The sequence below is a fragment of the Sphingomonas beigongshangi genome, from assembly GCF_016820445.1.
Lineage (GTDB): Bacteria > Pseudomonadota > Alphaproteobacteria > Sphingomonadales > Sphingomonadaceae > Sphingomonas > Sphingomonas beigongshangi.
In genome coordinates, this window is the sequence record NZ_JADHDT010000009.1 from 51,782 (window position 1) to 75,268 (window position 23,487).

26 protein-coding genes and 1 pseudogene are annotated in these 23,487 nt (G+C 68.9%); 21 read left to right on the plus strand and 6 right to left on the minus strand.

All coding sequences use genetic code 11. From position 1 onward, the window contains the following. Positions 1 to 30 precede the first annotated feature (30 nt). The 12 genes from IQ292_RS16050 (at position 31) to IQ292_RS16105 (ending at position 8,479) form a co-directional block, all read left to right on the plus strand. Positions 31 to 291: a CopG family ribbon-helix-helix protein gene (locus IQ292_RS16050; protein WP_203311336.1), complete on the plus strand. Its 261-nt coding sequence runs from the start codon at positions 31 to 33 to the stop codon at positions 289 to 291. Further along, on the plus strand, positions 282 to 566 hold the full coding sequence (locus IQ292_RS16055; protein ID WP_203311337.1) for a type II toxin-antitoxin system RelE/ParE family toxin: 285 nt from the start codon (positions 282 to 284) through the stop codon (positions 564 to 566). Before IQ292_RS16050 ends, IQ292_RS16055 begins: the two co-directional genes overlap by 10 nt. After that, the gene (locus IQ292_RS16060; protein ID WP_203311338.1) at positions 563 to 1,171 is read left to right on the plus strand and encodes a nicotinate-nucleotide adenylyltransferase; all 609 of its coding nucleotides are present in this window, start codon (positions 563 to 565) and stop codon (positions 1,169 to 1,171) included. Before IQ292_RS16055 ends, IQ292_RS16060 begins: the two co-directional genes overlap by 4 nt. A 70-nt stretch (positions 1,172 to 1,241) precedes the next feature. Beyond that, positions 1,242 to 1,565 (plus strand): ribosome silencing factor, encoded by a 324-nt coding sequence (gene rsfS / locus IQ292_RS16065; RefSeq protein WP_203311360.1) that lies wholly within the window; start codon positions 1,242 to 1,244, stop codon positions 1,563 to 1,565. A gap of 2 nt (positions 1,566 to 1,567) precedes the next feature. Beyond that, on the plus strand, positions 1,568 to 1,990 hold the full coding sequence (locus tag IQ292_RS16070) for a 23S rRNA (pseudouridine(1915)-N(3))-methyltransferase RlmH (protein WP_203311361.1): 423 nt from the start codon (positions 1,568 to 1,570) through the stop codon (positions 1,988 to 1,990). 62 nt (positions 1,991 to 2,052) lie between these two features. Further along, the gene (locus IQ292_RS16075; RefSeq protein WP_238941176.1) at positions 2,053 to 3,279 is read left to right on the plus strand and encodes a murein hydrolase activator EnvC family protein; all 1,227 of its coding nucleotides are present in this window, start codon (positions 2,053 to 2,055) and stop codon (positions 3,277 to 3,279) included. 98 nt (positions 3,280 to 3,377) lie between these two features. Further along, positions 3,378 to 4,739: a S41 family peptidase gene (locus IQ292_RS16080; protein WP_203311339.1), complete on the plus strand. Its 1,362-nt coding sequence runs from the start codon at positions 3,378 to 3,380 to the stop codon at positions 4,737 to 4,739. 10 nt (positions 4,740 to 4,749) lie between these two features. Then, entirely contained in the window at positions 4,750 to 5,232 is a 483-nt protein-coding gene (locus IQ292_RS16085) for a disulfide bond formation protein B (protein ID WP_203311340.1), read from the plus strand. Beyond that, the gene (locus IQ292_RS16090; RefSeq protein ID WP_238941177.1) at positions 5,229 to 5,771 is read left to right on the plus strand and encodes a demethoxyubiquinone hydroxylase family protein; all 543 of its coding nucleotides are present in this window, start codon (positions 5,229 to 5,231) and stop codon (positions 5,769 to 5,771) included. The genes IQ292_RS16085 and IQ292_RS16090 overlap by 4 nt, the downstream gene beginning before the upstream one ends. A 13-nt stretch (positions 5,772 to 5,784) precedes the next feature. Beyond that, positions 5,785 to 6,291, plus strand: a complete 507-nt coding sequence (locus IQ292_RS16095) for a hypothetical protein (RefSeq protein WP_203311341.1) — start codon at positions 5,785 to 5,787, stop codon at positions 6,289 to 6,291. 276 nt (positions 6,292 to 6,567) lie between these two features. Beyond that, positions 6,568 to 7,080, plus strand: a complete 513-nt coding sequence (locus IQ292_RS16100; RefSeq protein WP_203311342.1) for a DUF2306 domain-containing protein — start codon at positions 6,568 to 6,570, stop codon at positions 7,078 to 7,080. After that, complete coding sequence (locus IQ292_RS16105; RefSeq protein WP_238941178.1) at positions 7,073 to 8,479, plus strand: hypothetical protein; 1,407 nt, start codon at positions 7,073 to 7,075, stop codon at positions 8,477 to 8,479. Before IQ292_RS16100 ends, IQ292_RS16105 begins: the two co-directional genes overlap by 8 nt. On the opposite strand, the gene IQ292_RS16110 is transcribed toward IQ292_RS16105, so the two are convergent. After that, positions 8,466 to 9,095, minus strand: coding sequence for a DedA family protein (locus tag IQ292_RS16110; RefSeq protein ID WP_203311343.1), 630 nt, complete (start codon positions 9,093 to 9,095; stop codon positions 8,466 to 8,468). The genes IQ292_RS16105 and IQ292_RS16110 overlap by 14 nt on opposite strands. A 117-nt stretch (positions 9,096 to 9,212) precedes the next feature. Between IQ292_RS16110 and IQ292_RS16115 the strand changes: the two genes are divergently transcribed. Further along, complete coding sequence (locus IQ292_RS16115; RefSeq protein ID WP_203311344.1) at positions 9,213 to 10,007, plus strand: aldo/keto reductase; 795 nt, start codon at positions 9,213 to 9,215, stop codon at positions 10,005 to 10,007. Positions 10,008 to 10,066: 59 nt separating this feature from the next. Here IQ292_RS16115 and IQ292_RS16120 read toward each other — a convergent pair whose 3' ends face one another. Beyond that, a complete protein-coding gene (locus IQ292_RS16120) occupies positions 10,067 to 10,465 on the minus strand; it encodes a BLUF domain-containing protein (RefSeq protein WP_203311345.1) in 399 nt (132 codons plus the stop codon). 208 nt (positions 10,466 to 10,673) lie between these two features. On the opposite strand from IQ292_RS16120, the gene IQ292_RS16125 reads away from it, so the two are divergent. After that, the gene (locus IQ292_RS16125; RefSeq protein WP_287978736.1) at positions 10,674 to 10,838 is read left to right on the plus strand and encodes a hypothetical protein; all 165 of its coding nucleotides are present in this window, start codon (positions 10,674 to 10,676) and stop codon (positions 10,836 to 10,838) included. A gap of 228 nt (positions 10,839 to 11,066) precedes the next feature. Then, positions 11,067 to 12,182, plus strand: a complete 1,116-nt coding sequence (locus IQ292_RS16130) for an NADH:flavin oxidoreductase/NADH oxidase (protein ID WP_203311347.1) — start codon at positions 11,067 to 11,069, stop codon at positions 12,180 to 12,182. A gap of 43 nt (positions 12,183 to 12,225) precedes the next feature. Here the strand turns inward: IQ292_RS16130 and IQ292_RS16135 are convergent, their stop codons facing one another. Further along, a complete protein-coding gene (locus IQ292_RS16135; RefSeq protein ID WP_203311348.1) occupies positions 12,226 to 14,004 on the minus strand; it encodes an ABC-F family ATP-binding cassette domain-containing protein in 1,779 nt (592 codons plus the stop codon). Between the two features lie 256 nt (positions 14,005 to 14,260). Here IQ292_RS16135 and IQ292_RS16140 point away from each other — a divergent pair, with 256 nt between their 5' ends. Genes IQ292_RS16140 through IQ292_RS16150 form a run of 3 tightly spaced genes read left to right on the plus strand, consistent with a single transcriptional unit; the run spans position 14,261 to position 16,645 of the window. After that, complete coding sequence (locus tag IQ292_RS16140; protein WP_238941180.1) at positions 14,261 to 14,560, plus strand: PepSY domain-containing protein; 300 nt, start codon at positions 14,261 to 14,263, stop codon at positions 14,558 to 14,560. A gap of 14 nt (positions 14,561 to 14,574) precedes the next feature. Then, a complete protein-coding gene (locus IQ292_RS16145; protein WP_115378623.1) occupies positions 14,575 to 15,240 on the plus strand; it encodes a response regulator transcription factor in 666 nt (221 codons plus the stop codon). A gap of 10 nt (positions 15,241 to 15,250) precedes the next feature. Then, positions 15,251 to 16,645 carry a sensor histidine kinase gene (locus IQ292_RS16150; protein ID WP_203311349.1) on the plus strand — a complete coding sequence of 465 codons (1,395 nt, stop codon included), beginning with the start codon at positions 15,251 to 15,253 and terminating at the stop codon, positions 16,643 to 16,645. 13 nt (positions 16,646 to 16,658) lie between these two features. Here the strand turns inward: IQ292_RS16150 and IQ292_RS16155 are convergent, their stop codons facing one another. Both IQ292_RS16155 and IQ292_RS16160 read right to left on the minus strand, forming a co-directional pair. Then, on the minus strand, positions 16,659 to 17,660 hold the full coding sequence (locus IQ292_RS16155; protein ID WP_203311350.1) for an LLM class flavin-dependent oxidoreductase: 1,002 nt from the start codon (positions 17,658 to 17,660) through the stop codon (positions 16,659 to 16,661). Positions 17,661 to 17,705: 45 nt separating this feature from the next. Further along, on the minus strand, positions 17,706 to 20,033 hold the full coding sequence (locus IQ292_RS16160) for a S8 family peptidase (RefSeq protein ID WP_203311351.1): 2,328 nt from the start codon (positions 20,031 to 20,033) through the stop codon (positions 17,706 to 17,708). A 129-nt stretch (positions 20,034 to 20,162) separates the two neighbouring features. Between IQ292_RS16160 and IQ292_RS16165 the strand changes: the two genes are divergently transcribed. The 3 genes from IQ292_RS16165 (at position 20,163) to IQ292_RS16175 (ending at position 23,187) form a co-directional block, all read left to right on the plus strand. Next, entirely contained in the window at positions 20,163 to 20,828 is a 666-nt protein-coding gene (locus IQ292_RS16165) for a pyrimidine 5'-nucleotidase (RefSeq protein WP_203311352.1), read from the plus strand. Beyond that, positions 20,825 to 21,652, plus strand: coding sequence for a 2,3,4,5-tetrahydropyridine-2,6-dicarboxylate N-succinyltransferase (gene dapD, locus IQ292_RS16170; protein WP_203311353.1), 828 nt, complete (start codon positions 20,825 to 20,827; stop codon positions 21,650 to 21,652). The genes IQ292_RS16165 and dapD overlap by 4 nt, the downstream gene beginning before the upstream one ends. Positions 21,653 to 21,735: 83 nt before the next feature. Then, the gene (locus IQ292_RS16175; RefSeq protein WP_203311354.1) at positions 21,736 to 23,187 is read left to right on the plus strand and encodes a carbohydrate porin; all 1,452 of its coding nucleotides are present in this window, start codon (positions 21,736 to 21,738) and stop codon (positions 23,185 to 23,187) included. A 45-nt stretch (positions 23,188 to 23,232) separates the two neighbouring features. Here the strand turns inward: IQ292_RS16175 and IQ292_RS16180 are convergent. Continuing rightward, positions 23,233 to 23,487: pseudogene (locus IQ292_RS16180) on the minus strand (methyl-accepting chemotaxis protein); the annotation flags it as partial.

The window sequence follows — 23,487 nt, forward strand, 5'->3', positions numbered from 1 at the left end:
CCGGGTCGCGAGACGGCCTATGTTCTGCTCATGGCAGATGCTCTTCCCGTAACGACCGATGTCGATCCCGAAACCATGGCGCTGGTGGATCGTGTTGCGATGCGTCGCGGGATCAGCAGCCGGGATTTCATGGCGCAGGCGATCCGCCGTGCGGCAGAAAGCGATGCGGACTTTGATGCGTTCATTCAGGCCGGTATCGATTCGCTCAATCGCGGTGAAGGCGTGCCTCACGAACAGGTGATGGCTGAGCTCGACGCGATGATCGCGAAGCATCGGGCGCGATGCGGATAAGCTGGTCACCCCTGGCTGTTGGGGATATCCGCGGCATCAGCGACTGGTTGGAGCAGGATGCCACGCCTGCGACGGCGTTGCGGATTGTCGGCGCGATACGGCATCGCGCACGTTTCCTGGAAGATTTTCCGCACGGCGGCCGGCCTCATGGCGATGGCCAACGCATCCTGCGTGTATTCGACACGCCATATCTGATCCGTTACCGCATCAAGAACGATACGGTGGAGGTCATCCGCGTCCACCACGAGCGCGAGGATTGGCAGCTGGAACCTTGACCCGCACCGGCTTGCTTGGCGGATCGTTCAACCCGGCGCACCGCGGCCATCGCGGCATCACGCTGGCGGCGATCCGCGCGCTCGACCTGGACGAGGCGTGGTGGCTGGTATCGCCGGGCAATCCGCTCAAGGCGGGCGCGCCGGACATGGCGCCCTTTGCCGCGCGGCTCGCCTCGGCGCGGCGGATGGCGCGCCGCGCGCCGATCCGCGCGAGCGACATCGAGGTGCGTCTCGGCACGCGCTACACGCTCGACACGTTGCGCAAACTCCGCCGCCGCTATCCCAAGCGGCGCTTCATCTGGTTGATGGGCGCGGACAATCTGGCGCAGTTCGATCGCTGGCGCGGCTGGCGCGAGATCGCGCGCACGATGCCGATTGCGGTCATTGCGCGTCCGGGGTATGACGACGACGCCCTCGCGAGCGTCGCGATGGGCTGGCTGCGACGCTTCCAACGGCCCGCAGACCAGGCGAGCGATTGGACGACGTGGAGATTGCCGGCCCTCGTGCTGCTGCACTTCCGCCCCGACCCGACGTCCGCGACCGCGGCCCGCGCGGCCGATCCCGACTGGCACCGGCGCCAACCGGCCCAGCAACCCAGGAGCTAACTTGGCGACTACCCCCCATGCCGTTCCGACGTCCGATCCCGCAGAGGTCGAGGCGCTGCATCGGCTTGTCATGACCTCCCTCGAAGACGATCAAGCGGTGGAAGCGGTATCCATCCCGCTCGCCGGCAAGTCGTCGATCGCGGATTATATGGTGATCGCCAGCGGCCGCTCGACGCGGCAGGTCGCCTCGATGGCGACGAAGCTGGCCGAAAAGATCAAGGCGGAGTGCGGCCGCATCGTGCGCATCGAAGGTCTGCCGGCGGCCGACTGGGTGCTGCTCGACGCGGGCGACGTGATCATCCACCTGTTCCGGCCGGAAGTGCGCTCCTTCTACAATCTGGAGCGCATGTGGCAGTTCGGCGAGGCTCCGGCCGCGCCGCAACCCCAGGCCTAGCCATTCTTCTCCATATCGTCGCGCGCGGCCGGATCGGGCGCTCGCCCGAGGCCGAGTTGGTCGACCGCTATCTGAAGCGGATCGCCTGGCCGACGCGCGTCACCGAACTGCCGGATACCGGCGGACGGATGCCGCCGCTCGAACCGCAGACGCGGCGCGTGCTGCTCGACGAGAAGGGCGACATGCTCGGATCGATCGACTTCGCGCGCAGGCTCGAACGGTGGCGCGACGACGGGGTGCGCGAGACGCGTTTCCTGATCGGTGCGGCGGACGGCTTCGGCGATGCCGAGCGCGCCGAGGCCGACCTCCTGGTCTCGTTCGGCCGCGCGACCTGGCCACATATGCTGGCGCGCGCGATGCTGGCGGAGCAGCTGTTCCGCGCGACCAGCATCCTGGCCGGCCACCCCTATCACCGGGAGGGATAGGCATGGCCGGGGGGCAGGGGGCGTTTCATCCGATCGGTGGCAGGATAGCGGGGCAACGGCGAATGATGGGGCTGGCCGACGGCGACGCGCATCCTCCGTCGCGCCGGATGCCCCCGCGCATGCCGTTCCGCCGCGTGTTCCTGTGGCTTCCGGCCGCTCTGCTCCTGTCCGGCAGTGTCGTCGCCACCGGCCAGTCGCTCGACCAGCAGCGTGAACGTCTGGCCGCGGCGAAACGCGATTCGGCGCTGGCGGTCGCGCGTGCGCGGGCGCTCGGCCGACGCGCCGCCGCCGAGCGCAACGCCGCCGATCGGGCAAGGGCGCAGGAGGCGGCGCTGGCCGCGCGCGTGACCGCGGCGGAGGCGAACCTGGCGGCGGCCGAGGCGCGCCGGCAGCTCGTCGCGCTGCTGCTCGCACGCCAGCGGGCCGATCTGGCGGCGCGGCAGGCGCCGGTGGCACGATTGCTCGCGGCGCTGCAGGCCCTGGCGCGTCGACCGGCGATCGTCGCCGTCGCCCAGCCAGGATCGGTCGACGACCTCGTCCACGTCCGGGCGGTACTGGGCGGCGCCCTGCCGGCGATACGCGCGGCGACGGTGCAGGTCCGTGGCGCGATCGACCGGACACGGGCGCTGCAGGCGCAGGCGGCACTCGCCGAGGGCGTGCTGCGCGAGGGTCGGGCGCGACTGGAGGCGGATCGAACGCAGCTCGCCGCGCTCGAGGCGGCGCATCGCGCACGCAGCCGGACGCTCGGTCATGATGCGATGAGCGAGGAGGATCGCGCGCTGGCGCTGGGCGAACGCGCGCGCGATCTGGTCGACCGGCTGGCGCAGGCGGACGATGCGCAGGCGACCGCCTCGGACCTCGCCGCCTTGCCCGGGCCACTGCCGCGCCCGCTGGCCCCGGGCGCCACCGCGCCGGCCCATCCGACGAGTGTCTATCGCCTGCCGGTGCGGGGAAGGCTCGTCACCGGATTCGACGAATTGTCCGCGGCCGGCGTCCGCGCGCGCGGCCTGACCTTCGTCGTGCAGCCCGGCGCCACGGTCGTCGCGCCCGCGGCGGGCATCGTGCGCTATGCCTGGCGGTTCCGCGACTATGGCACGATCGTCATCCTCGATCACGGCGACGGCTGGACCAGCCTCGTCACGGGATTGGCCGCCACGGCGGTGAAGCCCGGTGTGCGGGTCGCGGCCGGGGCGATCATCGGCCGGGCGCGCGTCGGCGACGAGCCGGAAGTCTCGGTGGAATTGCGTCGCCGGGGACGGCCCATGGATATCGTCGCGCTGCTGGATTGATGCGCCCGCTCAGCCGCGGTTAAGCCGGGCGCGCGCTTTGATTGCGGCCAGAACTCGGCTAGGGTGACCGACGCTTTTCAGTGCCTTCAGGAATTTCGATGGCCCGTCCGCTGCTTACCGCGACCGCGATTGTCGGCTCGCTCTGCCTGATCCCGCTCGCGACGCAGGCGATGGCCGCCGTCGACACCGACACCTATCGCGAGTTCGATCAGTTCCTCGACGTGTTCAACCGCGTGAAGGCCGATTACGTCGACAAGGTCGACGACAAGACGCTGATCAAGGGTGCGATCCAGGGCATGCTCGCCGCGCTGGACCCGCATTCGAGTTATGTCGACGCGCTCGACTATGACAATCTGCGCATTCAGACGGAGGGTAATTACGGCGGCCTCGGTCTGACGGTGCAGATGGAGGACGGCGCGGTGAAGGTCGTCGCGCCGCAGGAGGACACGCCCGCCTATCGCGCCGGGGTCAAGTCCGGCGACTATATCACGCATATCGACGGCAAGCTGATCTACGGCGAGACGCTGGACGAGGCGATCGGCCTGATGCGCGGCAAGCCCGGCACCAAGATCAGCCTCACGCTCGTGCGCCCCGGTACCGACAAGCCGATCGACGTCACGATGAACCGCGAGGTGATCGTCCAGAAGCCGGTGAAGTGGGAAGTCCGCGGCGACGTCGGCTACATCAATATCAACACCTTCTCCGAAAACACCGGCGCCGACACGCGTGCGGCGATCATGGCGATCGACAAGAGCCTGGGGCATCGCCCGCTCGGCTATGTCGTCGACCTGCGCGACAATGGCGGCGGCCTGCTGACGCAGGCGATCGCGGTCAGCGACGCCTTCCTCGACCATGGCGAGATCGTCTCGCAGCGCGGCCGCGAGAAGAGCGACATCGAGCGCTATTTCGCCAAGCCCGGCGACGATGCGCACGGCCTTCCCGTGATCGTGCTGACCAATCCCGGCACCGCCTCCGCCTCCGAGATCGTCGCGGGTGCGCTACAGGATCATCACCGCGCGCTGATCATGGGCGAGCGGACCTTCGGCAAGGGTTCGGTGCAGACGCTGCTGCCGCTCGGCCCAAAGACCGCGCTGCGCCTGACGACGGCGCGATACTATACGCCGTCGGGCCGCAGCGTGCAGGAAGGCGGTATCGTGCCGGACATCAAGGTACCCGAGATCAGCGATCCCGACTTCAAGTCGCGCCCCGTCTTCCGCGAGGCGGACCTGCGGCGCCACCTGATCAACGAGGTCAAGGCGGACGACAAGATCCTGGAAGAGGATACGAAGGACGATCCGCGCTTCGGCATGACGGCGGAGCAGCTGAAGAAGCAGGGGATCGACGACTTCCAGCTCTATTACGCGCTGAAGACGATCGCCCGGCTTGGCGGACCGGCGCAGATCGCGGCCGCGACCAAGCCGCGCCCCGTCAAGACGCCGCCCACCGCGACCGCGCAGTGACCGGCCGGCGATGACGCGCAACGAACGACTCGCGCGCCTGCTGGCGCTGCTGATCCCGGCGGCCTTGCTCGCCGGCGCCTGGGGCTCGCAGATCTTCGGCCATCTCTATCCGTGCGAGATGTGCCACTGGCAGCGCTGGCCGCATTATGCCGCGCTGCCCTTCGCGCTGCTCGCCTTCGTCGTGCCGCAGCGGAGCGTCGCCAAGACCTGCGTCATCCTCGCCGCGCTGCTGATCGCCGTATCCGGCGCGATCGGCGTCGCGCATGCGGGTGTCGAATATCATTGGTGGAACGGCTTCACCGCCTGCACCTCGACGGTCGACATGCGCGGAATGAACGCGGCGGACCGCCTCGCCGCGCTGATGAAGGCGCCGGTCGTGCGCTGCGACGCGCCGCAGTGGACGCTGGCCGGCATCTCGCTCGCCGGCTTCAACGCGATCTTCTCGCTCGGTGGTGCGTTCACCATCCTGATGCTGATGAGGAAGAGCCGATGAGCAAAGCCAGCTGGAAGCCCGGCGACCGGCGCGAGCCGGTGAAGGCGATGATCCGCGTCGACCAGGCGGGGGAATATGGCGCGACGCGCATCTATGCCGGTCAGCTCGCGGTGCTGGGCGATCGCCACCCGGCGAGCCGCGCGATCCACCACATGGCGGTGCAGGAAGAACGCCACCGTGCCTTCTTCGACCGGATGATCGCGGATCGCGGCGTGCGCCCGACGCTGATGCAGCCGTTCTGGAATGTCGCCGGCTTCGCGCTCGGTGCCGTGACCGCTGCGATGGGGCCGGAGGCGGCGATGGCCTGCACCGCCGCGGTCGAGACCGAGATCGACAAACACTATCAGGCGCAGCGCGACGAGCTGGGCGACAGCGACCCCGAACTCGCCGGCGCGATCGCCGATTTCCAGGCGGAAGAGCTGGAGCATCGCGACCACGCGATCGGTGCGGGCGCGGAGAATGCGGTGGCCTATCCGGTGATGTTCGGGCTGATCCGGCTCGGCTGCAAGGCCGCGATTGCCGCCGCCAAGCGGATCTGACGGGAGAAGAACCATGTCTATCGCGATCCTGGCGCTGATGCTTGCGGGCTCGCCCGCGCTCGCGCAGCAGGTAACGCAACCCCAAGCCGCGCCGGCGGCCGCGCCGGCCGCGACGCAGGTGTCGCCCACCCCGGCGCTGCCCGGCGCGGTCATGCTGAAGCCCGCGGAAAAGCCTGGGGAGGTCGCCAAGCGGGCGCCGATCAACGGCGTGCTCGTCCTCTACGGCAACGAGCGCTGTCCGACGAACACCAACGGCGACGAGATCGTCGTGTGCGAGCGCCGCAGCGCGCAGGAGCAATATCGCGTCCCCAAGGAACTGCGCGAATTCCAGGTGACGCCGCAGAACCAGAGCTGGGCCGCGCGCGCGCAGGGCGTGCTCGACACCGGCGTCGGCGTTTCGAGTACGGGCAGCTGTTCCGTCGTCGGCGCGAGTGGCCAGTCCGGCTGTTTCGCGCAGGCCGCGCGGGCGGCGCGCGCCGAGCGGCAGCAGCAAAAGGCGGAAGAAGCGCGCATCCCCTGAGCGGGGCGCAGCGTATCGCGCTGGCAGCCCACGCGCGTTGCCTGCAGAGTAGATACGTAGCGCGGTCCCTCTCGCAACGACTGCGACCGGTCTCGGACGGCCGTGAAACACGGCGTGACGTGCCGCCGGACGACGGGACATGACGGGCCCGGCCAGCGCCGCAAAGGCGCCGAGGCCGTATCTGTCATGACGGCGGAACGGGAGGCGGCTCTTCCCGCTGGCCGCTTGGCCCGATAGGATCCGCCCGAGATCGATGAGACCGGGGGGACTCGCATCATGGCCACCACCGTTTCCGTCAGCCGCGCCGCATCGCCGCCGCTCGCCGCAGACCGCTACGAACGCATCCTCGCCTATGCCGCCGCAATGCTACTTGCCGTCGTGCTCGTCGCCATCGCGCGCGGCCATGCCGAATGGCCGCGCGTACCACCTCTGGTCTGGGCGCATCTCCTCACGATCCTCGTCGCGCTCGCACTGACGCCGGTCATGCTGCTGGGGCGGCGGGGGGATCGGCGGCACCGCCAGCTGGGCACGATCTGGGTCGTCGCGATGATGCTGACCGCGCTGCTCTCGTTCGGCATCCGCCAGACCAATCACGGGGCCTTCAGCGCGATCCATCTGCTCTCCGCCTTCACCCTGGTGCAGGTGCCACTGCTATGGTGGTCGGCACGCACGCATCGGGTCGCACGGCATCGGGGCGCCGTCCGCGCCATGGTGACGGGCGCGCTGCTGATCGCCGGGGTCTTCACCTTCCCCTTCGGCCGGATGCTCGGCCATTGGCTGTTTGGCTGACACGAGCGTGCGCGGCGTCCGTATCGTCCTGTTCGCGCTGGTCTGGTTCAGTTGCGCCTGGTTCGGATCGTGGGAGCTCAACCCCAACAACGCGACGCGCATGTTCGCCGCCATGAGCCTGGCCGAGGGCGAGCACGGCGCGATCGACCGCTATCAGACGCTGACGATCGACAAGGCGATGTTCGACGGCCATTACTATCTCGACAAGGCGCCGGGCATGACGGTGATGGCGCTCCCCGCGGTCATGCTGGCGGACGCCGTGACGGGCCGGCGGGGCACCGACTTCGGCGCCTTTCCGGTCGGCCCGGACTTCGAGCGCATGCTCCGGTTGCGGACCCGGATGGCGGCGGCGAGCGGCGCTGCGGTGCTCACCGCGCTGGCGGCGGTGGCGCTGTTCGACATGGGCCTGATCCTGACGGGTAGCGCGGCGGCGGCGCTGTTCGCCAGCCTGGGCTTCGCGCTCGGCACGCCGATCTGGGGCTGGTCGACGACGGTGATGGGCCACGCGCCCGTCGCGGCCTTGTACGCGATCGCCGTGTGGGCGATCGTGCGCGGCACCGACGGTGGCAGGATCCATGCGGCGCTGGCGGGTCTCGCGCTCGGCTGGGCGGTGGCGATCGAGCATCAGGCCATCTTCGCCGGCTTGCCCCTCGCGGTGCTCGCCCTTTGGCGCGCGCGCCTGCGCGTCGACATGATCGCATGGACGGCGACCTTCGTGCTCAGCGGTCTTGCCGCCCTGCTGCCGCTGATCGCGTACGACGCGCTCGTCCTCGGCGATCCGTTCCGGGTCGGCTATGCGGGCGTCGTCGGATGGGACGGGATGCACAGCGGCCTGTTCGGGCTAGGCTGGCCGCAGCCGCGCGCACTGGTTGCGATCCTGTTCGGCCGGCAGATCGGCCTGATCTGGGTCGCGCCACTGTTGCTGATCGCGCCGGCAGGGCTGGCGCTGATGACCGCGTCGCCTCGCCAGCGCGCGCTCGCGGTCGCCTGTCTCGCTAGCGCGGCGATCGCGCTGCTCGTCAACGCCGCCTATGTCTATTGGCAGGGCGGCAATACCACGGGACCCCGCCTCGCCATGCCGTCGGCCGGCCCGCTCGCCATCGGTCTCGCGGCGCTGTGGGCGGCGCTGCCCCGCGGCTGGATGCGTGGAGCCGCCGCGGCGCTACTCGCGGTGTCGATCGCGCTCAACGCCGCGATCGCGTCCGCGGAGATATTCGCGCCGCCGACGACGCCCTTTCCAGTGTGGGACGGCGTGCTCGCCGATCGCTTCGCGCACGGTGACCTGCGCACCGTCGCGAGCGAGTGGTTCGGCTGGCACCCTTGGTACGGTTTCGCCCTCTGGGCGACACTCGCACTGCCGATGCTCGGCTGGCTTGCCGACCGCGTCAGGCGCGCCTGAGGCCGCGGATGCGGTGCCAGATGTAGAAGGCGACCAGCGCGACGAGGACGATGCCGATCAGCAGGTCGGCGCGGTGGAAGGCCGCCTTGACGCGCGGGTCGCTGTTCCACTTGTCGCCCAGCCGCATACCGACCCAGGCGAGGCCGAAGCACCACGGCCATGACCCGATGAACGTGTAGACGTGGAACGGCACCAGCCGCATCCGCGCGACGCCGGCGGGGAAGGCGATGAAGCTGCGGATCACCGGCAGCAGCCGGCCGATCAGCACCGCGATCCCGCCCCAGCGTGCGAAGAAGCGGTCCGCCGCGTCGAGTTCGCCCGGTCCGATCAGCAGATACCGGCCCCAGCGCTCGGCCACCGGGCGTCCGCCGCGCTTGCCGATCTCATAGGCGACGATCGACCCCAAGTTGCAGCCGATCGCGCCTGCGGTCGCGGCCAGATAGAGGTCGAACCGCCCCGTCGAGACGAGGTACCCCGCGAACGGCATGATGATTTCGGACGGCAGCGGGATGCACGCGCTCTCGATCGCCATGAGCAGCGCGATGCCGACATAGCCGCCGCCGGAGATCACGCCGATGGTGAAGGTGGCGAGGACGCCCAGGATCTTCTCGAACATGGGCGTGGGGCTTGGCCGATCGCGCGATCGAAGGAAAGGGGAGAACGGCACGGGGCATGGCGGTGGCCGCCGTCCGGCGCGTGGGAACCGCGGCGTGACTGGCGCGCTTGGCCGCACATGGACGATTTCCAGCTCAACGACGGCCGCATCATGCCGCGGCTCGGCTTCGGTACCTATCAGATCCCCGACACCCAGGCAGCGGCGGCGGTGCGCCGCGCGCTCGATGGCGGCGTTCGGCTGATCGATACGGCCGCCATCTACCACAACGAGCGCGGCGTCGGCGAAGGGATGCTGGGTTCGGACGCCTTCCTCACCACCAAATTGTGGAACGACCGACAGGGCGACGCGCAGGCGGCGCTGGACGAGAGCCTAGCGCTGCTCGGGCGCGACCAGGTCGACCTGTACCTGATCCATTGGCCCTCGCCTGCGCAGGACCGGTATGTCGATGCGTGGAAGGCGCTGGTCGACCTGCGCGACGCGGGCAGGACACGCTCCATCGGTGTGTCCAATTTCCTGCCCGAGCATCTCGAGCGGATCGCCGACGCCACCGGGGTCATGCCCGCCGTCAATCAGATCGAGCTCCATCCGCGTCACCAGCGGCGGGAGGAGCGCGCGTTTCACGAGAAGCATGGCATCGTCACGCAAAGTTGGAGCCCGCTCGGCCAGGGCGGCGACCTGTTACGCGATCCGGCGATCGCGGCCGTCGCGGGGAAGCACGGCCGATCGCCGGCGCAGGTCATTCTGGCGTGGCATCTCGCGCACGGCCTGTCCGTCATTCCCAAGGCGGCGGACCCGGACCATCTGGCCGACAATGTCGCGGCGGCGGGACTGGCCCTGGATGAAGACGACATCGCCGCGATCGACGCGCTCGACCGGGAGGAGCGCATCGGCCCGGATCCCCGCAGCTTCTGACCCCCGAAGCCGGCGATCGGCGGCGCCCGCCGTCGTCGCCGCGGAAGCAGGGCTTTGCGTCAGGCGGCGGCCAGCGACACAAACAGCGCCTGTACGTCGGGCGGCGCGCCGTCGAGCGCGATCCGCATCCGCTCGGCCGGCACGGTCTCCCTGTCTCCGGGCAGATTTGCCATCGTCCAGTCCCCGAAGGCACGCACGTCCACGATCGCGTCGCTGAGGAAACGGATCTGTTCATGGCGCGGGTCGGCAAGGATGCGCCGTAATGTCGTCGCGACGCTTTCGGGCGGCCCTTCAAGCAACTGGACGTAGTGCGTGCCGTCGGTCCAGAGCAGACCCGAAAGACCATCGATGCCGTTGTTGCTGCGGGACTGGGTAAGGATGCCAGCCAGATCGCGGTTGCCCGCGCCGTCCCGCGCCCTGCTGCGATACACCACCCGCCGGTACGTCGTTGCGCTCATCGATCCAAGTTAGGAATCCGTCCGGACAGCGTCGAGCCGTCGACGGCGGCATGACGCGAATTTCATCAGCCGACGCGACAGGCCGACAGGGGGGTCGCCGCCGCACGGGCGCCGCATCCATTTTATTTTGACGGGACGAAGGCCGTTTCGCCCCGGCAGGTGTTCCCTTCCTGCGAGAAAGGAGATGACGATGGCGAATGATCGGATAGTGGCTGTCGGTTTTCTGACTCAGCGCGATCTGGATGTCCTGGGCTCCGGCTTTCGGCGCATCGTGCCGCTGGCGGACGATCGCGCGTTCGACGACCTGCTCGCCCAGCTCGACCAGGTCCACGCGGAACCGACGCCGCACGGCATGAAGCTGGAGACGGAGTAAGGTACGCCCCCGCGGCACGTGATCGACGCCAAGGGCGTATCGAACACGTCCCGCTCGGGGCAGCCTGGCGAGGGTCGGCAGAGGCCGTCCGCGCAAGAAGGATATGAGCGGCGGATGCCGCTTCCGGCTCCATGGTCCCCCGGGGGCGGACCATCCATGGTCCGCTTTGGCGGGCTTTGCCGCTTGCGTGCCGTGGCACCGGATCGCGTCTCGAACGTAGAGGCTGCCATGTCCAAATTATTCGAACCGCTCGCCGTCGGGGGTCTTTCCCTCGCCAACCGGATCGTCATCGCGCCCATGTGCCAATATTCGGCGGAGGAGGGGCGCATGACGGATTGGCATGTGATCCATCTGGGTCAGCTCGCGCTGTCCGGCGCGGCGCTGCTGACGATCGAGGCGACCGCCGTCGTGCCGGAAGGACGGATCACCTATGGCGATGTCGGCTTGTGGGACGAGGAGACCGAGAGCGCGATGGCGCGCGTGCTCGAGACCGTCCGCCGCCATTCCGACATGCCGATCGCGATCCAGCTCGCGCACGCCGGGCGCAAGGCGTCGACCGAATTGCCGTGGAAGGGCGGCGCGCAGATCGCACCCGATGCCGCCGGCGGGTGGCAGACGGAGGCGCCGAGCGCGCAGCCGTTCTCGGCGGGCGAGAAAACACCGACGGCGCTGTCGCAGGCGCGCATGGACGAACTCGTCGAAGCCTTCGCACAGAGCGCGCGGCGCGCGGCGCGGCTCGGCCTCGATGCGGTGCAGATCCACGCCGCGCACGGCTACCTGCTGCACCAGTTCCTCTCGCCGCTGTCGAACAGGCGCGACGATGAATACGGCGGCAGCATCGAGAACCGGATGCGGTTCCCGCTGGCGGTGTTCGACGCGGTGCGGGCGGCATTCCCCGCCGAAAAGCCGGTGACGGTCCGCGTCTCGGGGACGGACTGGGTCGAAGGCGGCTGGGACGTCGAACAGACGGTCGCGTTCGCGCGGGCGCTGGAGGCACGGGGCTGCGCGGCGATCCATGTGTCGAGCGGCGGTCTCGATCCAAAGCAGGCGATCCCGGTCGGCCCCAGCTATCAGGTGCCGCTCGCCCGCACGGTTAGGCAGGCGGTGTCGATCCCGGTCGTCGCGGTCGGCCTGATCACCGATTACGAACAGGCGGAGGCGATCGTCGGCACGGGCGACGCCGACCTGATCGCGCTCGCGCGGACGATCCTCTACGACCCGCGCTGGCCATGGCATGCGGCGGCGCACCTGGGCGCGCGGGTCAAGGCGCCCGACCAGTACCTCCGCTCGCAGCCGCGCCAGTATCGACACCTGTTCGATATTGAAGGGAGTGCGGAAAGCTGATCGCCGAATGGCCCCTCGGACACCGAGGGGCGCCACCGGCTTATCAGCCCATACCCTCGACCATCTCGGCCAGTTCCAGCCATCGCATCTCCGCCGCGTCCTTCTCGTCGCGCAGCGCCGCGATCTCCTTGCCAAGCCGGTCGAAGGCAGCGGCGTCGCGCGCATACAGGCCCGGATCGCCCATCGTCGCCTCGTTTTTGGCGATGATGCGGTCGATCTCCTCGATCCGCTTGGGCAAGAGGTCGTAGTCGCGCTGATCCTTGTAGCTCAGCTTGGTCCGTGCCTGCGGCGGGGGCGGGGGCGGCGGCGCCTCGGCCTTCGCCTTCCTGGGCTCCGCCTTGGGCTTGCGCTTGCGTTCCCAGTCTTCGTAGCCGCCGGCAACGACGTCGACCGTCCCGGATCCGTCCAGGCCGAGGGTGACCGTCACCGTCCGGTCGAGGAAGTCGCGATCGTGGCTGACGATCAGGACGGTGCCGTCGTAATCGGCAATCACCTCCTGCAACAGGTCGAGCGTCTCGAGGTCGAGGTCGTTGGTCGGCTCGTCGAGCACCAGCAGGTTTGACCGCCGCGCGAATTCGCGCGCCAGCAGCAGGCGCGACCGCTCGCCGCCCGACAGCGTGCCGACCTTAGCCTCCGCGAGGCTCGGGTCGAACAGGAATTCCTTCAGATAGCCGTGGACATGCTTGCGCACGCCGAGCACGTCGATCCAGTCGCCGCCGTCCGCCAGCACGTCGCGCACCGTCTTGTCCGGCGCCATCAGGCTGCGCTGCTGGTCGATGACGACGCCGTCCAGCGTCTTGGCGAGCTTCACCTCGCCGCTGTCGGGCTGCAGCTCGCCGGTCAGCAGCCGCAGCAGCGTCGTCTTGCCGGCACCGTTATGGCCGACGATGCCGATCCGGTCGCCACGCGTGACGCGCAGACTGAGGTCGCGGATGACGGTGCGCGGACCATAGCCCTGGGTGACGTGGAGCGCGTCGATCACCACCTTCGTCTTTGCGTCGTCGGACCCGGTGACGAGGTTCGCCGCCCCCTGCGGCCCGATCATCGCGGCGCGGGTGGCGCGCATCTCCTTGAGCTTGGCGAGACGGCCCTGGTTGCGGCGGCGGCGGCCGGTGACGCCGCGCTGCAGCCAATGCTCCTCGATCTTCAGCTTGGCGTCGAGCTTTTCGGCGGCGCGCTGTTCCTCGGCATAGACCGCCTCCGTCCAGGCTTCGAATCCGCCGAAGCCGACTTCGTTGCGCCGCATCTGGCCGCGGTCCAGCCACAAGGTCTGCTTGGTCAGCCGGGTCAAAAAGGTGCGGTCGTGGCTGATCACGACGAAGGCGCCGCGCCAGCGGTTCAGCCAGTCTTCCAGCCAGTCGATCGCGGCGATGTCGAGGTGGTTTGTGGGCTCGTCGAGCAGCAGGACGTCGGGGTCCTGCGCCAGTGCGCGGACGATCGCGGCGCGGCGCCGCTCGCCGCCGCTCGCGGTCGCGGAGTCGCGCGACAGGTCGATGCCGAGCTGGTCAGCGATCGCATCCGCCTCGTGCCGCTCGGGCGCGTCCGCGCCGCCCAGCACGTAATCGGCCAGCGTCGGGCACTGGCGCAGGTCGGGTTCCTGTTCCAGCAGCACGACACGGGTGCCCGGCACGATGGTGCGGCGCCCCTCGTCGCTGTCGATGGTTCCGGCGAGCAGCTTGAGCAGCGTCGTCTTGCCGGCCCCGTTGCGGCCGATCAGCGCCAGCCGGTCGCGCGCGCCGACATGGATGTCGAGATGGCGGAACAGCCAGCCCGAGCCCTGGATCAGGCCGAGGTCTTCGTAGGATAGGATAGGGGCAGCCATGGCCGCGCGAGGTAGGCGGTGCAGGCGAGGGGGGCAAGCGCGGGTCGCCGAAATCCACCCCGGCACATGCAGGGGACGGGAGCATCGAGGAGGCTTGTCCCGGATGCGCGCGAAGCTCCACGCAACCAAAACGGCGGACGGCAATTTTTCCCTTTTCCGGTGTCAATCTTGCTGGATCGTGCTCACCCCCAACCTGAACCTACCTCGCCCGGCCCATTCACAGGCTGTTCAATGCCATCCGCCTATGCCACCCCTCATGTCGATGCTTGCTTCCCTCCTCTTTTTCGCGGCCGCGCCCGCGGTCGCCGAGGCGCCCGATCCGCAGCGGCGCAGCGACCAGGAGCGCGCCTATGACGCGCGGCGGCGTGGCGACCTGTTGCCCAACAAGGTGATCGAGGCGCGCGTGCTGCCGCAGATGAAGGGCTATGAGTATCTCGGCTTCGACCTCGACTTTTCGAGTGGCGTTTACACGCTGAAGTTCCTGCGCGATGGAACCGTCGTCTGGGTCGACGTCGATGGCCGCACCGGCCAAATCATCGGCCGCACCGGCCGCTAGGAACAGGGGATCACATGCGCGTTCTGATCGTCGAGGACGAACCGAATCTCGGCCAGCAGCTGAAGAATACGCTGGAGGGCGCGGGCTATGCCATCGACCTCGCCACCGATGGCGAGGAAGGCCACTTCCTCGGCAGCACCGAAAGCTATGACGCGATCGTCCTCGACCTCGGCCTGCCCGAGATCGACGGGCTGACCGTGCTCGACCGCTGGCGCAAGGAGGGCAAGACGACGCCCGTCCTGGTCCTGACCGCGCGCGACAGCTGGTCCGACAAGGTCGCCGGGCTCGACGCGGGCGCCGACGACTATGTCGCCAAGCCGTTCCAGACCGAGGAGCTGATCGCCCGCCTGCGCGCGCTGATCCGCCGCGCGTCGGGCAATGCGTCGAGCGAGCTGACCGCGGGCGACGTCCGGCTCGACACGCGTTCGGGCAAGGTGACAAAGGCCGGCGAGGCGGTGAAGCTGACCGCGCAGGAATACAAGCTCCTCTCCTACCTTCTCCACCACAAGGGCAAGGTGGTCAGCCGGACCGAGCTGATCGAACATATCTACGACCAGGATTTCGATCGCGATTCGAACACGATCGAGGTGTTCGTGACGCGCATCCGCAAGAAGCTGGGTCAGGACGTGATCACGACGATCCGCGGCCTCGGCTACAGCCTCGAAGACCCGGACGCCTGACGGCACCTCCATGTCCGAGTCACCGCCGCTCGCCGAAGCGCCGCCGCGTCGCCGGGCGCGGACGACAGGGTCGCTGTCGCGACGGATGATCCTCATCGCGGCGGCGTGGATCGGATTGCTGCTGCTCGGCGGCGGTTATGCGCTGGACAAGGTGTTGCGCGACGCGGTGACGCGCAACTTCGACCAGAACATGTCCTACATCATGAAATCGCTGCTGGTGTCGGCCTACATCGATCCTGACGGCGAAGTCGCGTTCAGCCGCAATGCCACCGCGGACCAGCAGTTTCTGGAGCCGAATTCCGGCCTCTATTGGCAGGTCTCGGCGCCGCGCCAGCCGATCGGCGAAGCCTTTGCCTCCCGCTCGCTATGGGATCGCCGGCTCGCCTATGGTGCGGACCACGACGATCGCAGCGAGCATGTCTACGACAGCACGCAATTCCCGGACGAGAAGCTCCGCATCGTGGAGCGCGACGTGCAATTGCCCGGTTCCGACGTCCATTGGCGCTTTCAGGTCGCGCAGGCGCGCACGGGGCTGGACGCCCAGATCGCGATCCTCCGGCGTACGCTGGTGCGCAGCTTCCTGCTGCTCGGGCTTGGCCTGATCGTGCTTGCCGCGTTGCAGACCTTTTATGGCCTGCGGCCGCTGCGCCGCGTGCGGGAGGAGATCGCGCGGATGCGCGCCGGCCAGTCGAGCCGCGTCTCCAGCGCAATGCCGATCGAGGTCGCGCCGATGGTGGAGGAACTCAACGCGCTGATCGAGCACAACGAGCGGCAGGCGGAGGAGGCGCGGCGGCACGCGGGCAATCTCGCGCATGCCCTGAAGACGCCGCTCACCGTCATCATGAACGCCGCCACGGCGCAGGCGGATGACCTAGCCGATACCGTCATTCGCGAGGCGCGCACCATGCGGCGGCAGGTCGACCATCACCTCGCGCGCGCACGGGCGGTGGGGCGCCGCGGCTCCGCGCACAGCCGCGCCGACGTCTGGCCGAGCCTCGAATCGGTCGAGCGGGCGGTGGCGCGCCTCTATCGCCACGTGCGGATCGACGTGACCGGTCCGAAGGACCTGCAGGTCCATGTCGAGCGCCAGGATCTCGACGAGATGCTCGGCAATCTGATCGAGAATGCGGCGAAATACGGGGGCGGCAGCGTGTTCGTCACCGTCGCCGCGCAGGCCGGATTCGTCGAGCTGATGATCGAGGACGACGGCACCGGCATTCCCGAAGAGGATCGCGTCCGCATCTTCGATCGCGGCGTGCGACTCGACACGGGCAAGCCGGGCACGGGCCTGGGCCTGGCCATCGTGCGCGACGTGGCCGAAATCTACGGCGGCACCGTCAGCCTCGAGGAAAGCGAGGACCTGGGCGGACTGCTGGTGCGCTTGCGGCTGCCCGCCGCCAATTAGGGCAGCGGCCGGATTACGCCACCGACATCGCCATCCCGCTCATCACCTCCGCCGTGATCGACAGGCTGCGCTTGCGCGCCTCATGGTCGTAGATCGCGCTCGTCACCATGATCTCGTCGACCCCCGTCCGCTCGATGAACGCAGCGGTCTGGCGCGCCACCGTCGCCGGGGATCCGACCGCGGAACATTGCAGGACGTGATCGAGAATCTGATTACCCTGCGGCCCCAGGCTGGCGCGATAGCCCTCGACCGGCGGCGGCAGCTGGCGCGGATTGCCCGTGCGCAGAGCAACGAACGACTGCTGCTGCGAACTGGCCAGCAGCTCGGCCTCGGCGTCTGTCTCCGCCGCGAAAACATTGAACCCCGCCATCGCATAGGGCTTGGCGAGCTGGGCCGAGGGGCGGAAGTCGCGGCGATAGATCGCTAGCGCCTGATCCAGCGCGTCCGGCGCGAAATGCGAAGCGAAGGCATAGGGCAGGCCGAGCGCGGCGGCGAGCTGCGCCCCGAAGGTGCTCGACCCCAGGATCCACAGGGGCACGTTCGCGCCCGCACCGGGCGTCGCCACGATGCCGGTCTGGCCATCGTCCGCGAAATAGCTCTGCAGCTCCAGCACGTCCTGCGGAAAGGCGTTGGGATCGCTGTCCAGCGTGCGGCGCATGGCGCGCGCGACCCGCTGGTCGCTGCCCGGCGCCCGGCCGAGGCCAAGATCGATACGTCCCGGGAACAGCGCGTCGAGCGTGCCGAACTGTTCCGCGATCACCAGCGGCGCATGGTTGGGCAGCATGATGCCGCCCGCGCCGACGCGGATCGTCCTCGTCGCGGCGGCGACGTGCGCGATCACCACCGCGGTCGCCGCACTGGCGATGCCGCGCATGCCGTGATGCTCCGCCACCCAATAGCGGTCGAAGCCGAGCGATTCCGCGTGGCGCGCCAAATCGGCGGCGTTTGCGAGCGATTGGGACACGGTGCCGCCTTCGACGACGGGCACCAGATCGAGCAGGGCGAAGCGGGTCATGACCAGCAAGATGGGGAGCCGATCGCCGGCTGCAATCGATCCCGATCAGAAACCGATCGCGTAGCGAATCGCTCCGCCGCGATCGTCGGGCAGGCTGGCGACGTTGCCGGGATCGCGCCGCCAGAACAGATTGGCCTGCACGTCGCCGAGGCCGAGCAGCACGCGATAGCGCGCCTCCACGTCCAGTTCGCGACCGGTCGGTGCCAGGTTCATCCGCTGCATCGTCCAGTCGCTGACCGTGAGCGTCGCATAGTCCCAGTTCGTCGGCAGGCGATAGTCGATGCCGCCGCGCGACACGCGCAGCGGCTGCGCGAACCGCAGGCCGATGCTGTCGGTGCCGAACACGCCGTCCTTGCCGGCGTCCACCGCAAATGCCGAGGTGGCGAGCTGTCCGGAGCCGGAAAGCCCGCTCTGCATACGCGCGGTTGTCCAACCCCGACGCCAGCTGCCGCCGATCGTCCAGCCACCGCCTAGCTCGGCGCGTGCGTCCATGTCGACGAACCAGCTCTTTGCCTGCGGGGCGCCGAGCGAACCGTCGAAGCGCGCGCCGAGCAGCGTGTCGCGCTCCGCCAGGTGGCTTGCCGCCACACTGGCGGTTACGCCCCGCCAGCGCGCGTCGACGCCCAGCGTGGCGCGATCGTATCCGGACCTGCGATAGCCCTGCAGCCCCGCGAGCAGCGGGTCGCGGCGACCGATGACGTCGCCATTCTCGATACCCGCGCTGATGCCGACGGGGCCGAGCTGCTGACGCAGCGAGCCGGCGGCGTGGGCCATGCTCTCGAAGCCGAGCCCGCCCTGGCCCGCGACCAGAAAGGCGGGTTCCCGCTTGCCCGCCATATGCGCGCTCAGCACGTTTGACCCTTGCGAGAAGGCGAAGCCGAATTGCGTGTTGCGACCCAGCGCCTGCGTCACCGACCCGGCAATCGCGCGTGCGGTGTCCGCCTGGTCCTGGCTGAGCAGGCTGCGTTGCACCGCGACCGATCCGTCGCGCCGCGGGGCCAGCGTCAACGACACGGTCGTGCCGGCGTTGGCGAGCGACAGGCTGCGCATCGGCATCTGCAGGGCACCGGTCAGCATCGGGGTCGGCGCGCCGCGCTGCACGGTATGAGCAAGGTCGATCGCAAAGGCGCGCGCATAGCTGTCGAGGATCACCGCCCCGAGCGTCCCGACCTGCGCATCGCCCATCGGCGCGGACAGCGTCGCGTTGCTCGTCGTGGAGACGGCGACCTTCGACCCCGCAAGCGCGGTGGTGCCGACGGGCTGGAAGGCGCGCGTCAGGTCGAGGACGCCATTGCCATAGATGCTGTCCACGCCCGCCGCACCGGCGTCGCGCGCGGTCCGGAACAGCAGGTCGACAATCTGCGCACCGCTGAGATTGGGAAAGGCCTGTGCGAGGAGCGCGATCGCGCCCGAAATCTGCGGCGCGGCGAACGAGGTGCCGGACCACAGATAGGCCGTGTTGTTCTGATCGGGCGCGCGTACCCGCTCGCCGACGGCGGCCAGGTAATGCGTGGCGCCCGTGCCGGCCTTGTCGCTGAAGGTGGAGAGCACGTCGTTCGATCCGACGGACCCGGCGATGATGACGAGATTGCGCGCCGCGGGGTTGGACGCGACCGAGGTGAACGGGTCGGGATTGTCGCTGCCGTCGTTGCCCGCGGCGATGACGATGATGATGCCTTGCGCGGTCGCGCGACCGATCGCGTCGATCAGGTTCTGCGGCATCGCCGATCCGCCGAGCGACATGTTGATGACGCGCGCGCCGGCGACGCGGGCGGCATCGACGCCGCGCGTGATGGCGTCCGTGTTGAACTTGCACGGCGAGTCCGTTCCCGTCGTCGTCGCGGTGCAACTGCCAGGCGTGTCGGCGCGCAACACGGTCAGCGTCGCGTCGAACGCCACGCCCTGCGAGCCGGTATCGTTGCGGCGGCCCGCGGCGGTGAACGCGACCGCGGTGCCGTGACCCGCCTGATCCTTGATGCTGGTATTACCGGCGACATCCTGCGACGCGGCGCTGATGCGATTGCCGAATTCCGCGCTGCTCGTGTCGATCCCGCTGTCGATGATCGCGAGATTGACGCCCAATCCGGTCGCGCCCCGGTTATAGGCGGCCAGCGCGTTCATCGAGACGGCGCCGACCGTCGCGCGATATTCCGCGGTATCGTAATTCGTCGCGGTCGGCGTGGGCGACGGTGAGGGCGTCGGGGCTGGCGCGGGCGTGGGGGTCGGCGCCGGGGTGGGCGAGGGTGTCGGCGTCGGCAGCGTCGCGCTCGGCGGCGCCGGGATCGTGTTCACCCCTCCGCCACCACCACCGCCGCAGGCGCCCAGCGCCAACGCGCTGCCCAGTGCCGCCGACCGCAGCAACCCCGCCCGCATCCCCATCACTCCACTTACGCTTATCGACTGCCTACTATCATGGCTGTGCAGGGGTTTACAGCGCATTGACGGAACTTCATGCGAAGGCCCGCTTGCCCGGCGACCGCCTGCCCCGTAGACGCCGCGGCGATGCTCGCACGCCTCGCCTCGATCGACACCTGGATCTTCGATCTGGATAACACGTTGTATCCCGCGCGTGCCAATCTGTTCGCGCGGATTGACGCGCGCATGACTGCTTATGTCGCCCGCCGGCTCGGCGTCGGTCCGACGGAAGCGCTGCGCATCCAGAAGGCGTATTTTCATCAGCATGGCACGACGCTGACCGGGTTGATGGCGGAACACGGTGTCGATCCGCACGACTTCCTTGCCGACGTTCACGACGTGGAGATGGACGTGCTGGAGCAGGATGCGCCGCTCGCCGCCGCGATCGCCAGACTCCCCGGCCGCAAGCTCGTCTTCACCAACGGCGACAAGCCCTATGCGCTCAAGGTGCTCGACCGGCTGGGGCTGGGCGAAAGCTTCGAAGCGATCCACGATATCCACGCGATGGATCTGGTGCCCAAGCCGCACCCCAGCGCCTACGCCGGTCTGTGCGCCGCCTTCGGCATCGATCCGACCCGCGCGCTGTTCGCGGAGGACATGGCGCGCAACCTCGTGCCCGCCAAGGCGATCGGCATGACCACGGTGTGGGTCGACAACGGCTCCGAACAGGGTCCCGAGGCCGCGCGCGACCATATCGATTACACCGTCCACGACCTGACGTCGTGGCTCACCCACGTCACGGAGGCAGCATGACCCGGGAACTGGAAACCACGATCGAGGCGGCGTGGGAGGATCGCACCCAGCTGGGCTTCGGCACGGGCGGCGAGACGCGGCGTGCGGTCGACCGTGCGCTTGCGTTGCTGGACGCCGGCGAGGCGCGCGTGGCGGAGCCTGATGGAGAGGGCGGCTGGCGCGTCAATCAGTGGCTCAAGAAGGCGGTGCTGCTCAGCTTCCGCCTCAACGACAATGCCCTGATCGACAATGGTCCGGGTGCGGGCCACTGGTTCGACAAGGTGCCGAGCAAATTCTCCGGCTGGAGCGAGGCGGAATTCCGCGCCGCGGGTTTTCGCGCCGTGCCCGGCAGCGTCGTGCGCCGTGGCGCCTATGTTGCGCCGGGCGCGATCCTGATGCCCAGCTTCGTCAACATCGGCGCCTATGTCGGCGAGGGAACGATGGTCGATACCTGGGCGACCGTCGGCAGTTGCGCGCAGATCGGCAGGAACGTCCACCTGTCCGGCGGCGCGGGGATCGGCGGGGTGCTCGAGCCGTTGCAGGCGGACCCGGTGATCATCGGCGACGGTGCGTTCATCGGCGCCCGGTCGGAAGTCGCCGAGGGCGTTCGCGTCGGTGAGGGCGCGGTGCTGTCGATGGGCGTCTACCTCGGCAAGTCGACCAAGATCATCGACCGCGAGACGGGCGAGGTGTTCCGCGGCGAGGTGCCCCCCTATGCCGTCGTTGTACCCGGCTCCACGCCAGCGGAAGGGGGGAAGCCAGGCCTTTACTGCGCGGTAATCGTCAAGCGCGTCGACGCGCAGACGCGCAGCAAGACCAGCATCAACGACCTGCTGCGCGACTGATCGTTCCGGCCGGCGAACCAATTACGGCATCGTCCGTTATCCCTCTGACGCAAGCGTAAAGGCGCTGGAGAAGGGGCGGCAAGATGGACGGGCGGATGTGGCGGGTCGCGGGCATGCTTCTGGCGGCGGTGACCTGGTGCGGCGGCGCGTCGGCGCAGCAGGTCGATGTCGGCGCGCCGGCGCCCGCCGATCCGCAGCAGACGCCCGCCCCCGAGACGCGCCAGCAGAATCCCGACACGACCACCGGCGACACGCAGCATCGGCCGCAGACGGCGGTGTCGCGCAGCCGGCAGCGCGATACCTCGCCGTCGGCGCTGATCGGCGACACGCAGAGTTCACCGCCGCCGGGCCTGATCGGCGACTGGCAGGAAATCCGCACGCGGCTCGGCCGGCGCGGCATCGGGCTGAGTGCGCGCTACGCTTCGGAGAGCGGCTATAACGTCGCCGGCGGCGAGCGGCAGCTGTTCCGGGAAACGGGGCAGTTCGACGTCGGCGCGCTGCTCGACTTGGAAAAGCTGGCGGGGCTGAAGGGCGGGGCGTTCCAGGCGACCGTGACCTGGCGACGTGGCAGCAACCTGACGGCGGACGCGGGTATCAACGCGCTGCAGCAGGTGCAGGAGATCTACGGACGGGGCCAGACGGTGCGCATGACGCAATTATGGTACGAACAGAAGCTCGGTCCGTCGGTGGAGGTGAAACTTGGCCTCACCAACCCGGGCGAGGACTTCGCCGTCTTCTCCTGCCACTTCATGAACCTCAGCTTCTGCGGGGCGCAGCCCGGCAATCTCGCGGGGGATTACTGGTACAACTGGCCCGTCAGCCAATGGGGGGCGCGGGTGCGGATCGACCTGCCGCGCGGATTCTACGTGCAGGGCGGTGCCTATCAGATCAATCCGCGCAACCTCGATCCGCATTTCTTCGTGGCCCATGTGCAGGGGGCGACCGGCACATTGATCCCGATCGAGACGGGCTGGTCACATGGTGGCGACGACGGTCACGTCGGCTCGTACAAGATCGGCGGCTGGATCGGGACGGCGGCGGGCGACGACGTGCTGCTCGACCTCAACCGCAACGTCGCGGTGGTGACCGGGCTCGCGCCGCTGCGGCACGACAGCCGCTATGGCGTCTATTTCACCATGCAGCAGCAGCTGACGGGTAGGTCGAAGGACGGAAAGGCGCTGACCGGCCTGTCGATGTTCGCGAACGTCACGCAGGCCGATCGCAAGACGTCCGTGACCGACAACCAGGTGGCGGTAGGGCTGTTCTACAAGGGATTGGTGCCCTGGATCCCCGGCGACGTGCTCGGATTCGGACTTGCACGCACCAACGTCAACGGCCGTGCGGCCGCCGCCGACCGGTCTGTCCCGGGCACGGCGGTCCGCGATGCGGAATATGCGGCGGAGGTCTATTACGCCATCCACCCGACCGACTGGCTCGAGCTCAGGCCCAACCTGCAATATATCCACCAGCCAGGTGGCATTCGTGAGGCGGCAGACGTGGGCGTGGTCGGCATGAAGGCGGCGATTACGCTCTGAAACGGGACGGGGCGGCGCTCCATGGTGGATCGCCGCCCCTGCCGGTCAGAATTCCGACCAGTCGTCCTGCGCCACGGCGACGGCTGCCGCCTGGCCGCCGTTCCGGCGACCGGAACCCGCGGCGCGAGCGATCCTGCGGCCTGCGTCGGCGGCGCGCTGCTGCAGTTGGTGGACCACCGGCGCCGGCGCCGCCTGGCGATCGTTCGAGACCCTGAACCGCGTCACCTGCCGGGCGAGCTGGTCGGCCTCGGCCGACAGCGAGCGGGCGGCGGCGGTGGCTTCCTCGACCATCGCGGCATT

Bases quoted from the DNA above. Each gene is read 5' to 3' on its own strand.
- IQ292_RS16050 (WP_203311336.1), top strand. From the start codon at position 31: ATGGCAGATGCTCTTCCCGTAACGACCGATGTCGATCCCGAAACCATG.
- IQ292_RS16055 (WP_203311337.1), top strand. From the start codon at position 282: ATGCGGATAAGCTGGTCACCCCTGGCTGTTGGGGATATCCGCGGCATC.
- rsfS (WP_203311360.1), top strand. From the start codon at position 1,242: ATGACCTCCCTCGAAGACGATCAAGCGGTGGAAGCGGTATCCATCCCG.
- IQ292_RS16075 (WP_238941176.1), top strand. From the start codon at position 2,053: ATGATGGGGCTGGCCGACGGCGACGCGCATCCTCCGTCGCGCCGGATG.
- IQ292_RS16080 (WP_203311339.1), top strand. From the start codon at position 3,378: ATGGCCCGTCCGCTGCTTACCGCGACCGCGATTGTCGGCTCGCTCTGC.
- IQ292_RS16085 (WP_203311340.1), top strand. From the start codon at position 4,750: ATGACGCGCAACGAACGACTCGCGCGCCTGCTGGCGCTGCTGATCCCG.
- IQ292_RS16090 (WP_238941177.1), top strand. From the start codon at position 5,229: ATGAGCAAAGCCAGCTGGAAGCCCGGCGACCGGCGCGAGCCGGTGAAG.
- IQ292_RS16095 (WP_203311341.1), top strand. From the start codon at position 5,785: ATGTCTATCGCGATCCTGGCGCTGATGCTTGCGGGCTCGCCCGCGCTC.
- IQ292_RS16100 (WP_203311342.1), top strand. From the start codon at position 6,568: ATGGCCACCACCGTTTCCGTCAGCCGCGCCGCATCGCCGCCGCTCGCC.
- IQ292_RS16110 (WP_203311343.1), bottom strand. From the start codon at position 9,095: ATGTTCGAGAAGATCCTGGGCGTCCTCGCCACCTTCACCATCGGCGTG.
- IQ292_RS16115 (WP_203311344.1), top strand. From the start codon at position 9,213: ATGGACGATTTCCAGCTCAACGACGGCCGCATCATGCCGCGGCTCGGC.
- IQ292_RS16120 (WP_203311345.1), bottom strand. From the start codon at position 10,465: ATGAGCGCAACGACGTACCGGCGGGTGGTGTATCGCAGCAGGGCGCGG.
- IQ292_RS16130 (WP_203311347.1), top strand. From the start codon at position 11,067: ATGTCCAAATTATTCGAACCGCTCGCCGTCGGGGGTCTTTCCCTCGCC.
- IQ292_RS16135 (WP_203311348.1), bottom strand. From the start codon at position 14,004: ATGGCTGCCCCTATCCTATCCTACGAAGACCTCGGCCTGATCCAGGGC.
- IQ292_RS16140 (WP_238941180.1), top strand. From the start codon at position 14,261: ATGTCGATGCTTGCTTCCCTCCTCTTTTTCGCGGCCGCGCCCGCGGTC.
- IQ292_RS16145 (WP_115378623.1), top strand. From the start codon at position 14,575: ATGCGCGTTCTGATCGTCGAGGACGAACCGAATCTCGGCCAGCAGCTG.
- IQ292_RS16150 (WP_203311349.1), top strand. From the start codon at position 15,251: ATGTCCGAGTCACCGCCGCTCGCCGAAGCGCCGCCGCGTCGCCGGGCG.
- IQ292_RS16155 (WP_203311350.1), bottom strand. From the start codon at position 17,660: ATGACCCGCTTCGCCCTGCTCGATCTGGTGCCCGTCGTCGAAGGCGGC.
- IQ292_RS16160 (WP_203311351.1), bottom strand. From the start codon at position 20,033: ATGCGGGCGGGGTTGCTGCGGTCGGCGGCACTGGGCAGCGCGTTGGCG.
- IQ292_RS16165 (WP_203311352.1), top strand. From the start codon at position 20,163: ATGCTCGCACGCCTCGCCTCGATCGACACCTGGATCTTCGATCTGGAT.
- dapD (WP_203311353.1), top strand. From the start codon at position 20,825: ATGACCCGGGAACTGGAAACCACGATCGAGGCGGCGTGGGAGGATCGC.
- IQ292_RS16175 (WP_203311354.1), top strand. From the start codon at position 21,736: ATGGACGGGCGGATGTGGCGGGTCGCGGGCATGCTTCTGGCGGCGGTG.